This is a genomic window from Kitasatospora putterlickiae (assembly GCF_039527695.1).
Taxonomy (GTDB): Bacteria; Actinomycetota; Actinomycetes; order Streptomycetales; family Streptomycetaceae; genus Kitasatospora; species Kitasatospora putterlickiae.
In genome coordinates, this window is record NZ_BAAAKJ010000131.1 from 24177 (window position 1) to 36105 (window position 11929).

The window sequence follows — 11929 nt, forward strand, 5'->3', positions numbered from 1 at the left end:
GAGGCGACGTCCCAGCTCGTGGTCGGGACGTCGAGCCAGTAGCGGCTGCGCTGGAAGGCGTACGTCGGCAGGTCCACCCGCCGCGCGCCCGGGAACGCACCCGAGAAGTCCACCCCCAGCCCGCACTCCCACGCACGCCCCACCGCACGCAGCACCTGAGCCGGGCCGCCCTCCCCCCGGCGCAACGTCCCCAGCGCCACGGCCTCCACCCCCGCGGCCTCCACCGACTCCCCCACCGCCACACCCAGCACCGTGTGCGGACTGGACTCGACGAAGACGCGGTGCCCGGCCGCCAGGAGCGCGCGGGTCGCCCGCTCGAACTCGACGGTCTCCCGCAGGTTGCGGTACCAGTACCCGGCATCCAGGGACTTCGTGTCCAGCCGGCCACCCGTCACCGTCGAGAAGAACGGCACCGTGCCGGACAGGGGTGCGATGCCGTCCAGATCGGACAGCAGGCGCTCGCGGACCTCCTCCACATGGGAGGAGTGCGACGCGTAGTCGACCTCGATCAGACGCGCCCGCACCCCCTCCCCGACCAGGGCCTCCACCAGCGCCGCCACCGCGTCCGCGTCACCCGACACCACCGTCGACGACGGACCGTTCACCGCCGCCACCGACAACCGCCCCGCGATCCGCTCCCGCACCACCTCGACCGGCAGGGGAACCGACGCCATCCCACCCCGGCCCGCCAACACCCCCACCGCACGGGAACGCAACGCGACCACCCGCGCCCCGTCGTCGATGCTCAGACCGCCCGCCACCACGGCCGCGGCGATCTCACCCTGCGAGTGGCCCACCACCGCGTCCGGAACCACGCCGAACGAACGCCACACCTCCGCCAGCGACACCATCACGGCCCACAGCACCGGCTGCACCACGTCAACCCGCGCCAGCAGGGCCTCCGAGCCCAGCGCCTCCGCCAACGACCAGTCCACGTAAGGCGCCAGAGCCCGCTCGCACTCGGCCATCCGCCCCGCGAACACAGCCGATTCGGCCAGCAGTTCCGCGGCCATCCCCACCCACTGCGAACCCTGACCCGGGAACACCAGCACCGAACGACCGGAAACCAACCCGCCACCGGACACCGACCCCGGTGCCAAACGCCCGTCCGCCAGCGCCTTCACGCCGTCGAGCAACTCACTCCGGTCGCCGCCCACCACCACGGCACGGTGCTCGAAGGACGCACGCCCCACCGCCAGCGAATAACCCACGTCCGCCGGGTCGAGCCCGGGCTCGGCCACCACCCGCGCCGCCAACGCCCCCGCCTGCGCCCGCAGGGCCTCCGCACTGCGCGCCGACACCGGCCACACCACCGGCCCAGGACGCCGGGCACCCTCCCCCGCCCCGGCCGGAGCCTCGGCCGGCGCGGACTCCAAGATCACGTGAGCATTGGTCCCGCTGATACCGAAGGAGGACACACCCGCCCGGCGCGGACGGCCCGTGTCGTCCCACACCCGGGCCTCCGTCAGCAACCGCCCGGCTCCCGCCGACCAGTCCACCTCGGGCGTGGGGCCGTCCACGTGCAGCGTCCTGGGCATCACGCCGTGCCGCATCGCCAGCACCGACTTGATGACACCGCCCACCCCCGCCGCGGCCTGGGCGTGGCCGATGTTCGACTTCAGCGAGCCGATCCACACCGGACGGTCCGCCGGACGGTCCTGCCCGTACGTCGCCAGCAGGGCCTGCGCCTCGATCGGGTCGCCCAGCCGCGTCCCCGTACCGTGCGCCTCCACCACGTCCACCGCGGACGCCGACAGCCCCGCGTCCGCCAGCGCCGCCCGGATCACCCGCTGCTGCGACGGACCGTTCGGCGCCGTCAGGCCATTGCTCGCACCGTCCTGATTCACCGCCGAACCCCGCACCACCGCCAGCACCGGATGCCCGTTGCGCCGCGCGTCCGACAAACGCTCCAGCAGGAGCATCCCCACGCCCTCGGCCAGGCCGAAGCCGTCGGCGGCCGCCGCGAAGGCCTTGCAGCGGCCGTCCGGGGCCAGACCGCCCTGACGGCTGAACTCCACGAACATGCCGACCGTGGACATCACGGTCACGCCGCCCGCCAGCGCCAGCGAGCACTCACCCGACCGCAGCGCCCGTACCGCGAGGTGCAGGGCCACCAGCGAGGACGAGCACGCCGTGTCCACCGTGACCGCCGCTCCCTCCAGGCCGAGGGTGTAGGCCAGTCGGCCCGACGCGACGCTTCCGGTGTTGCCGGTCAGCAGGTGGCCGCCCTCGTCGGCGCCCTGTTCGAGAGTGGGCCCGTAGTCCATGGTCATCGCCCCGACGTACACGCCTGTCGGGGTCCGCCGCAGGGTGGCCGGGTCGATCCCGGCCCGCTCCAGCACTTCCCAGGTCGTTTCGAGCAGCAGCCGCTGCTGCGGGTCCGTGGCCAGGGCCTCGCGCGGCGAGATGCCGAAGAACTCCGCGTCGAAGTCCGCCGCGCCGGCGAGCGAACCCGCCTCCCGCTGGTAGTACCGGCCCGGCGTCCCCGGTGCGGGGTCGTACCGGCCGGCGGTGTCCCAACCGCGGTCGTCGGGCAGCGCGGAGACGGCGTCGGCACCCGCCGACACCAGCTCCCAGAGCTCGTCGGGGTTACCGACCCCGCCGGGGTAGCGGCAGCCCATGCCGACGATCACCACGGGGTCGTCGTCCTCGGCCCGCCGCACCGGCTCGTCCGCGTCCGTGTTCCGGTCGGCCCGGTCGCCGCCGATCACGGCGCAGAGGTACTCGGCCAGGGCCATCGGGGTCGGGCAGTCGAAGGCGACCGTCGCCGGGATGCGCAGCGCCGTCGCGGCACTCAACCGGTTGCGCAGCTCCACGGCGGTGACGGAGTCGAATCCCAGGTCGAGGAAGGCCAGGTCCGGGTGGACCGGATCGGACCGGCCGGTCAGCGCGGCGATCTCATCGCCCACCAGCCGTGCCAGCGCGGCACGCCGCTCCGGTACGTCCAGTCCGGCCAGCTCCGCGCGGAACGCGGTACCGGCGTCCCGGTCACCGCCCGCGCCGTCGGGCCCGTTCACGTCCGCCGGGCCGGGCTCCGCGAGCGCCGCCAGGGCAGCCGCCGGCAGTTCCCGCACCCGGGCGTGCTGCCCGGAGAACAGCGCTTCCCGTTCCGGGGTGACCCCGTGCACGTACAGGTCACCGAGCGAGGTCAGGAACCGGCCCGGACCGCCCTGGTCGCGGCGCAGCGTCCCGAGGACGGCGGCCTGCGCGCCGTGCTCCTCCGCGCAGTCCGCGAGGGCGGAGGTCAGCACGGTGTGCGGGCTGACCTCCAGCAGGACCCCGTACCCGTCCCGCAGCAGGGCCCCGGCCGCCTGATGGAACCTGACCGTGTTGCGCAGGTTGCGGCACCAGTAGTCGGCGTCCAGGACCGGGACGTCCAGCCGTCCCCCGGTCAGTCCGGAGTAGTAGGGCAGCTGCGGTGTGCGGGGGCGGATCGGTGCGAGGTCGGCGCGCATCCGGGGGACGATCGCGTCGATGTGGGGGGAATGGGCGGCCAGGCCCACCGCGATCCGCCGGGCGTGCACCGCGTCCGAGGCCAGGTCGGCGAGGAGTTCGGCCGCGGCGTCGCGGTCGCCGGAGACGATCACGGACCGCGGGCCGTTGTACGCGGCGACGACGAGGCGGCCGTCCCAGCGGCGCAACCGCGGCTCGACCTCGCCGGCCGGGGCCATGACGGAGACCATGTCGCCCTGCCCGGCCAGGGTCGCCTGGGCCTGGCTCCACAGGGCCACCACCCGCGCGGAGTCGTCCAGGGACAGCGCGCCGCAGACCGCGGCGGCGGTGACCTCGCCAACGCTGTGCCCGAGCACCGCGGCCGGTTCCACGCCGTGGGAGCGCCACAGCGCGGCGAGCGACACCGTCACGGCGAACAGCAGGGGCTGCACCACGTCGGCCCGGTCCCCGGCGGGTGCGCCCGGCGCGTCCGGGTCGCGGAGCACGTCGATCGGCGACCAGTCGACGAACGGTTCCAGGGCCTGCGCGCACGCGTCCATCCGCTCGCGGAACACGGTGGAGGTGTCCAACAGGTCCACCGCCATCCGGGGCCATTGCGCGCCCTGCCCGGGAAACACGAAGGCGACCCGCCCGCCTTCCCCTGCGGCGCCCTCCAGCAGGCCGGGCATGCTCCTGCCGTCGGCGAGCGCGTCCAGCCGCTGCAGGAATCCGTCACGGCCGTCCGCCACCACTGCCGCCCGCCGGCTCCCCTCGGAAGCGGTGCGCGCGAGGGTGAACGCGATGTCCTGGGGGCTCCAGTCGTCACGACCGGCCAGGTACGCGTGCAGGCCGCGCGCGCCGGCCGCCAGCGACTCCTTGCCGCTGCCGGCCAATGTCCACAGCAGCGGTGCTTCCGTACCGTCGGGGTGCGTCATCGTGACTTCGGACTCCTTCACGGCGGTCAGGGCCATCAGTCGCCGGACCGTGGCGGGGCGCCCGCTCCCACGGGTCGCGCGCCGACCGGGACGCCTTCGTCATGCCCGGCGGGTACCGCCGCCGGACGTGCGACGTCGATCTTGCCCAAGTCGCATAGCGTCCCGATAGCGCAGGCCGCGACACGGTGCGGGTACGGCCGGCGGGCGGGTCACGGCGCAGTGGGAGAGCCGCGCGCACCCCGTGGGCCGGGTCAGCCGTCCGCTCCGGCGCACCGCTCCGGGCCCGGAGTTCGCGCCACCCCCAGCTCCTCCACGTCGCCACTGTGGATCGCGGCAGCCCCGGGCACGACCGGCGCGGCCCTCTCGCTCGCCACCACGGCGCCGCACCGTCGCACGCCCTGGCACCGCGCGGTCCCGTCTTCCGCACCTCGTCTACCGCACCCCGGAGGCAGGCTTCGAGTGCGGCCGCACGGGGGAACGACGCGGGCGCCCTTTCCCCGACGGCCGGCGGCTTTCACTCCTCGCCGCCCACCTGGGTGATGCGGTCGTCGCCGACGCGCCGCTGCACGTCGGTCAGCAGGAGGTGGAGCAGTTCCGTCAGCTGCTGCCGCTGGTCCGGAGTGAGTCCTCCGATCAACTCGGCCTCGCGCAGGAGCACTTGGTCCACGGTGGCCTCGACAAGATCGTGCCCGGCCGTGGTCAGGGCGACCTGGACGGTACGGGGGCGCCCGGTGCCGGGCTGTCGGGTCACCAGGCCCTCCCGTTCGGCGCGGGCCACCCGCTGGGAGATGGCTCCGGCCGTGACCAGGGAGCGCCGCCCGAGTTCGCGGGTGCTCAGGGTGTACGGAGGACCGCTGCGGCGCAGGACGCTGAGCAGGTCGAGCGTCGCGGAGTCCACCCCGGCGTGTGCCAGCACCCTGCGCCGGTCGTCGCCGAAGAGCTTGGCGAGCTGCACGTCAACGGGGGCGCGCACAGCACCCGTTGAGCGGCACTGCCGCAACGAGCGTCAGGGCGGCGGCAGGGCGAGGGGGACGCGCCGGGTCGCGCGGCCGGCGTCGTCGAGCAGCCAGCCCATGCGCTTGGGCGAGCGGAGGACGACCGTGCGGTCCCTGACCTCCAGGAGCGGAAAGCGTTCCGCGAGCACGGCCTCGAACGGGTCGACGGCGTGCAGGCCGTGCAGCCAGACCATCACCAGCAGGTTGTCCGGACCTGTTCCACCGGCACGGCGTCCGCCGCACGACCGCGGTCGGCCTGCTGACCGGTTCGCCGCCCGCGACCGCGACCGCCTGGTGATCCTCGCCTACGAGAGAGGGCTGGTCGGCGCCCGGGGATGATGCCCGCATCACGCGGCCGTCCCGCGCCACCCGGGGACGCCCGGGCCCCGCACCGGGCGGGATGCGGGGCCCGGGCGGGAACGGGGGCGGGGCGGCGTCAGTCGACGGCGGCCATCACGTGCTTGACCCGGGTGTAGGCGTCGAGCGCGTAGGTCGACAGGTCCTTGCCGTAGCCGGACTGCTTGAAGCCGCCGTGCGGCATCTCGGTGGCGTACACACTGTGGCAGTTGAGCCAGACCGTGCCCGCGTCGATGCGGGCGGCCAGGCGGGCGCCGGCCGCCCCGTCGCGGGTCCACACCGAGGCCGCCAGGCCGTAGGCGACGTCGTTGGCGAGCGCGACGGCGTGGTCCTCGTCCGTGAAGGACTGCACGGTGAGCACCGGGCCGAACACCTCCTCCTGCACGATGGCGTCGTCCTGCCGCACGCCGGCGACCACCGTGGGCCGGAAGAAGAAGCCCGGCCCCTTCGCCGGTCCGCCGCCCGCGACGACGGTGGCGTGCGCGGGCAGACCGGTCAGGTAGGCGGCCACCCGGTCGAGGTGGGCGCGGCTGTTGAGCGGGCCGACCGTGGCCTTGGCCGCCCGGTCGGCGAGCAGCAGGACCATCCGGTCGTACGCCTCCTCGGCGACGAGCACCCGGCAGGCGGCGGTGCAGTCCTGGCCGGCGTTGTAGAAGGCGGCCTCGGCGATGCCGTCGGCCGCCCGTACGAGGTCGGCGTCGGCGAGCACCACGGCGGGCGCGTCGCCGCCGAGTTCCAGGTGGAGCCGCTTGACGCCGGCGGAGGCGGTGACCTCCAGGCCCGCCCGGGTGCTGCCGGTGAGCGAGACCAGGGCGGGTACGGGGTGGGCGACCAGCGCCCGGCCGGTGTCGCGGTCGCCGCAGACCACGGTGACGACACCCGGCGGCAGGACGTCCGCGCAGATCTCGCCGAGGATCCGGGCCGTCATCGGGGTGGTCTCGGCGGGCTTGAGGACGACGGTGTTCCCCGTCGCCAGCGCCGGGGCGAGCTTGTCGACCGCCGAGCCGAGCGGGTGGTTCCACGGGGCGATCAGCACGCAGACGCCCACCGGCTCGCGGAGCAGCGACGAAGTGTGCCCCTCGACGTACTCCCCCGCCGCGGGCCCGTGGGCCCCGCGCGCGGCGCCGGCCATGAAGCGGAAGGTGTCGATCGCGGACGAGATCTCGTCCTCGAACACCTCGGTGAACTCCTTGCCGGTGTTGCGGCACTCGGCCTCGGCCAGGTCCACCGCCCGGGCACCGATCGCGTCGGCGAGGGCGAGGAGGGCGTCCTGGCGGCGGGCCGGGGTGAGGCGGCGCCAGCCGTCGAAGGCGTCGGCGGCGGTGCGGACGGCGGCGTCGACCTCCTCGGCGGTGGCGACGGGTACCCGGTCGTAGACCTCGCCGGTGCGCGGGTCGGTGATGTCGGTGAAGGTCCGGACGGTGGCGGTGGAGGTCACAGCGTCTCCTGGAGGAAGGCGGCGATCCGCTCGCCGACGACGGTGGTGGGGAAGGCGGGGGTGGCGCGCGGGACGTCGGGGAAGATCGAGGCGTCCGCGAGGTACAGGCCTTCCAGGCCGTGCACCTTGCCGGTGTGGTCGACGACCGCGCCCGGGTCGCCGTCCGGGCCCATCCGGCAGCTGCCGGCGGGGTGCCAGTAGTGCTGGTGGTGGGCCTTGATCCAGGCGGACAGGTCCGCGTCGGCGTCGGGGGTGAGCAGCGGAGTGCCCAGGTAGTCGGAGAGGTCCAGTTGCTGGACCCAGCGCAGGCCGTGGGCGAGCGCCGCGACGTCGTCCGGGTGGCTCAGGTAGGCGTGGTCGACGGCGGCCAGCGCGTCCGGGTCGGCCGAGCGCAGCCGCACGGTGCCGCGGGAACGGGGGTTCAGCAGGCCCACCGGCAGGAAGACGCGCCAGCCGGTGGGCAGCGTGGCGTCGCGCTCCACCCACGGGTAGACGTGCAGGTCGTACGGCGCGTCGGCGCCGGCGTAGGGCGAGCGGAGCTTGGCGATCGCCTGCTCGTCCGGCAGCATCCGGGTGCGGGCGAACTCGGTCAGGTCGGCGGTGAGCCGCTCGGAGGCCGCGAATTCCAGGTGGACCGAGGGGTGGTCGTGCAGGTTCTCGCCGACGCCGGGCAGGTGGTGCCGGAGGGGCACACCGACCTCGGCCAGGTGCCCGGCGGGGCCGATTCCGGAGCGCAGCAGGACCTCGGGGCTGCCGTAGGCGCCGGCGCTCAGCACCACCAGACCGGCGCTGATCCGGTGCCGTGCGCCGTCCTCGGTGCGGACCTCCACGCCGACGGCCCGGCCGCCGTCGAGGATCACGCGGTCGGCCTTGACGCCGCCGACGACGGTCAGGTTGCCGTTGTCGCGGACCGGGTCCAGGTAGCCGAAGGCGGTGTTGAAGCGGACGCCGCCGGGGGTGATGTTCACCGGGGCGCAGCCGATGCCGATCCCGCCGTCGAGCTGGTCGAAGTCGTGGCGCACGGGGATGCCGAGCGCGGCACCCGCGGCGATGAACGCCCGCTGGAAGGGCTGGACCTCGTCGTCGCGGTAGGTCCGGAAGCGCAGCGTCTTGGCCGCCCGGTCGAACAGCGGGGCGAGCGAGACGGAGTCCCACCCGGTCAGACCGGCGGCCGCCCAGGCGTCGTAGTCCCCCTCCCAGCCGGCGCTCTGGGTGCAGCCGTTGTGGGTGGAGCAGCCGCCGATCACCCGGCAACGGTCGAAGTTCAGGCCGGCGCCCTGGTATCCCCAGTCGTGGGAGGTGGGAAGGGTGCTGGCGTCCAGCAGGTCGGCGGGCCAGCCACCGAAGTCGGCACCGTAGTCGGGGCCCGCCTCCAGGACCAGGACCCGGTGGTGCTCGGCGAGGCGGCCGGCGACGACGCAGCCGGCCGTACCGCCGCCCAGGACGACGATCTCGGCGTGGTCCGGCAGCGCGGCGGCGCGGGCGGCCGTGGTCCGGGCGGGTTCAGGACGGGACATCTGCGGTGACTCCTCGGTCGGAGGGGACGGGCATCGTGAGGGAAGGGGCCGGTAGTTCGCGGCGCCGACGGGTGCCGAGCGCGTAGAAGACACAGCCGAGGACGAGGATCAGGGCCACCGGGACGAGTTGGCTGGCCGTGTACGCGGCGCGGCGTCCCTCGAAGCCGGAGGGGAGGTAGTCGGCCGGGTCGCCCGCCGTCCCGAACCAGCCGACGCCGAGGCCCGGCCAGATCAGTGCGAGCACGGTGAAGGCCATGGTGCCGACGGTCAGTACGGTCGCCGTCCAGGCGCCGGCGTTGCCGAACGGCACCCGGTAGGGCCGCTCGACGTCCGGGTACCGGCGGCGCAGCGCGATGAAGGAGGAGAAGGTGAGCAGGTAGGAGATGGCGGTGGCGGAGATCGCCAGGCTGATCCCGGCGGTGAAGTAGGCCTGGACGTCACCGGCGCTGAGGCTGAGCGCGAGGACCATCACCAGGGCGGCGACCAGGGTGGAGACCAGGTTGATCCGGGCCGGGGTGCCGTGCCGGTCGGTCACGCCCAGCCAGCGCGGTCCGGCACCGTCGGCGCAGGCCACCGCCTGGGCCCGGCTGAGTCCCATCGCCCAGGCCGTCCCGCTGGTGAGCAGTCCGACGATCAGACCGGCCGCCGCGAGCTTGGCGAACAGCGCACCGGCTCCGGTCAGCACGACCGTGCCGTCCTCGGCGACGTGTCCGCCGTAGACGGTGAAGACGGCGCGGCAGGCGTCGATGAACCCGGTCAGCGAGCCGAGTTGGTCGCGCGGCAGGACCAGCAGGGTCCCGAGGATCGGCACACCGTAGAGCACGGCGGAGCCCACGCCCCCGCGCAGCAGAGCGGCGGGCACGTCCCGCTTGGGGTCGGCCATCCCGCCCGCCGCCGCGCTCGGGATCTCGAAGCCCATGTAGTTGAAGACGATGACCGGGGTGAGGGCGACGAGTCCGAGGTAGGTGGGGGCGTAGTCGCCGGCCGAGAGCGGCTGCAGGCCGTTGCGCACGGCGTAGACGACGAGGGAGACCACGAAGAGGCCGAGCAGGGCGACCCGGGCGAGGGCACCGGCGATCGGGACCCAGCGGCCGATCGCCACCGGGGAGTGGACGGCGAGTCCGGCCGCTCCGATGAAGACGGCGCCGGCGAGGTACTTCCAGGCGCCGGGCAGGGGGTGGAAGAAGGTCTCGAAGGTCGTGATGGCCACCACGCAGAGCGAGCCGCCGAGCCAGATCGGGTTGTTGATCCAGTAGAAGACCTGGTTGATGCCGGCGGCGAAGCGGCCGAAGGCCAGTTTGGTCCAGACGTAGGGGCCGCCCTCGGCGGGGAAGGCGGAGCCGAGTTCGGCGATCAGCAGGCCGTACGGCACGAAGAAGAGCAGGCCGAGCACGGCCATCCAGGTCAGGCCCTCGGGGCCGTTGGCGGCGACCGAGCCGAGCGTGTCGAGGCCCACGATCGCGCACAGCAGCATGGCCAGCACATCGAGGCGCCGCAGCCCGCGAGGGGGCGCGGCGGAGTCGACCGATGTCATATCGGTTCCTTGGGGTGGGGGTGACGAGGGCGCCAGCGGGAGCGAGGTACCGGCCGGGGCGGGGAGCCCGGTTGGGGGTGTGGCCGGTGGGGGTGGGGTGAGGTGCCCGATTCGGCGTGTTCGCCATGATGGGCATCGGCGTTCATAATCGTCAATAGTTCATGAGCAAATTGATCGCGATAAGCTGTGCCCCATGACCTCGACCTTCGACCGTGGCCTGGATCTGCTCGACGCGGTCCTGGCCGCCGAAGTGGGCGCCACCGGCTACCCCGGCAACGCGCAACTCGCCGAACGGCTCGGCCTCGACCAGGCCCAGATCTCCCGCATGCTCAAGGACCTCGGCGCGCTCGGCCTGGTCGAGCGGGACGGGCAGGGACGCGGCTGGCGCGTCGGACCGGGCTACTTCGCGCTCGCCGCGGCCGCGGGCGACACCGGACTGCCGCAGGCCGCCCGCCCGCTGCTGCGCGGGCTGGTGTCGCGCTGGCACGAGCCGGCCTGGCTCTCGGTACGGTCACGGGCGGCGGCGCTCACCGTGGAGGCGCAGCCCAGCCACTGGTCGTCCTCGGTTGCCGCGGCCCCCGGCGCGGTAACACCGGTCTGGTGCACCGGGCCCGGCCGGGCGCTCCTGCTCGACCACTCCGAACAGCGGCTCGCCGAGTTGCTCGACGGAGTGGAGTTCGTCGGCGGCGGGCCGCTGGCCGTCCGGGACGTGCTCGAACTCGCGGCCCGCAACGCCAACGACAGGGCCGCGGGCGTGGTCGTCGCCGACCGCGAGTTCGAGCACGATGTCGTCGACTTCTCGGCTCCCGTCCGGGACGCCTCCGGCGCCATCACCGCGGCGCTCAGCATCGCCGTCCCCCGGTTCCGGCTGGGCGGGCGCTCGGCGGAGATCGCGCAGTCGGTCGTGGAGGCCGCTCACGCCCTTGAGGTCAGGGCCTCCACCCGAGCAGGGCGGACAGCCGCTCGGCCTGCTCACTGATGATCCCGCCATGCCGCTCGGCCAGCGGCGCGAGGCGCTCGGACGGCCCTTCGGTGTGCAGGGCGCAGACGATCTGGCCGGAGAAGTCCTTCACCGGGGCAGCCACCGCGAACACCCCGGGCTGCGACTCGCCGTCCACGACGGAGTAGCCGCGCCGCCGGGCCGCGATCAGCCGCGCCTCGAACTCGGCCACCCCAGCCGGGGCCTGCGGGCCGTGGGCGATGAACTCGGTGCCCGCGAACACCGTCTCCAGTTCCTCGCGGGTGCAGTCCCAGAGCAGGGCCTGGCCCGCGTCGTCGCAGTACAGCGGGTAGGAACGCCCCACCCAGGACAGCCCCGAGGGCACGTCCTCCAGGATGGCCACCGCACCGTCCCCGCGCACCTCGGCGAGGAAGGCGCTGACACCCGTCGCCTCCACCACCTCGCGCAGGATCCGCGGCCCCTCCACCATCAGCCGCGCGCGCGCCGCGAGCACCGCCCGGGTACGCAGCCGCCAGCTGAGCCCGTAGGCCCGGGTCCTGGCGTCCCGGTCGAGCAGGCCGGCCGCCTCAAGGCTGTGCAGGCTCCGGGCCACCTGCACCCGGTTCCGGCCGAGCCGCTCGGCCACCTCCGTCGAGGTCGCACCCTGCTCCAGGCCGGCGACCCCGAGCAGCACGTCCAGGCCCCGACTCAGGCTCTTCACGGTTCCAGCGCTCACCCGCAGAGCATAGTGGCCGGACCGGGCGATCCGGGCCGTCGGCCC

At 74.3% G+C, this 11929-nt stretch carries 8 protein-coding genes; 1 reads left to right on the top strand and 7 read right to left on the bottom strand.

The genetic code is table 11. The features are described 5' to 3' along the window. The 6 genes from ABD308_RS13645 to ABD308_RS13670 all read right to left on the bottom strand — a co-directional run. Positions 1 to 4367, bottom strand: a 4367-nt coding sequence (locus tag ABD308_RS13645; protein ID WP_344333133.1) for an acyltransferase domain-containing protein, incomplete at its 3' end; no start/stop codon positions are given. A 514-nt stretch (positions 4368 to 4881) separates the two neighbouring features. Continuing rightward, positions 4882 to 5340, bottom strand: a complete 459-nt coding sequence (locus ABD308_RS13650) for a MarR family winged helix-turn-helix transcriptional regulator (protein ID WP_344333137.1) — start codon at positions 5338 to 5340, stop codon at positions 4882 to 4884. A 33-nt stretch (positions 5341 to 5373) separates the two neighbouring features. Further along, positions 5374 to 5556: a hypothetical protein gene (locus ABD308_RS13655; protein ID WP_344333139.1), complete on the bottom strand. Its 183-nt coding sequence runs from the start codon at positions 5554 to 5556 to the stop codon at positions 5374 to 5376. Between the two features lie 242 nt (positions 5557 to 5798). Then, complete coding sequence (locus ABD308_RS13660) at positions 5799 to 7157, bottom strand: aldehyde dehydrogenase family protein (protein ID WP_344333143.1); 1359 nt, start codon at positions 7155 to 7157, stop codon at positions 5799 to 5801. Beyond that, positions 7154 to 8674: a GMC family oxidoreductase gene (locus ABD308_RS13665; RefSeq protein ID WP_344333146.1), complete on the bottom strand. Its 1521-nt coding sequence runs from the start codon at positions 8672 to 8674 to the stop codon at positions 7154 to 7156. The genes ABD308_RS13660 and ABD308_RS13665 overlap by 4 nt, the downstream gene beginning before the upstream one ends. Then, complete coding sequence (locus tag ABD308_RS13670) at positions 8661 to 10208, bottom strand: APC family permease (protein ID WP_344333149.1); 1548 nt, start codon at positions 10206 to 10208, stop codon at positions 8661 to 8663. The genes ABD308_RS13665 and ABD308_RS13670 overlap by 14 nt, the downstream gene beginning before the upstream one ends. 193 nt (positions 10209 to 10401) lie before the next feature. On the opposite strand from ABD308_RS13670, the gene ABD308_RS13675 reads away from it, so the two are divergent. Further along, a complete protein-coding gene (locus tag ABD308_RS13675; protein WP_344333152.1) occupies positions 10402 to 11187 on the top strand; it encodes an IclR family transcriptional regulator in 786 nt (261 codons plus the stop codon). On the opposite strand, the gene ABD308_RS13680 is transcribed toward ABD308_RS13675, so the two are convergent. Beyond that, the gene (locus ABD308_RS13680; RefSeq protein ID WP_344333155.1) at positions 11138 to 11884 is read right to left on the bottom strand and encodes an IclR family transcriptional regulator; all 747 of its coding nucleotides are present in this window, start codon (positions 11882 to 11884) and stop codon (positions 11138 to 11140) included. The genes ABD308_RS13675 and ABD308_RS13680 overlap by 50 nt on opposite strands. Between the last annotated feature and the right edge of the window lie 45 nt (positions 11885 to 11929).

Bases quoted from the DNA above. Each gene is read 5' to 3' on its own strand.
- ABD308_RS13655 (WP_344333139.1), bottom strand. From the start codon at position 5,556: ATGGTCTGGCTGCACGGCCTGCACGCCGTCGACCCGTTCGAGGCCGTG.
- ABD308_RS13665 (WP_344333146.1), bottom strand. From the start codon at position 8,674: ATGTCCCGTCCTGAACCCGCCCGGACCACGGCCGCCCGCGCCGCCGCG.
- ABD308_RS13670 (WP_344333149.1), bottom strand. From the start codon at position 10,208: ATGACATCGGTCGACTCCGCCGCGCCCCCTCGCGGGCTGCGGCGCCTC.
- ABD308_RS13675 (WP_344333152.1), top strand. From the start codon at position 10,402: ATGACCTCGACCTTCGACCGTGGCCTGGATCTGCTCGACGCGGTCCTG.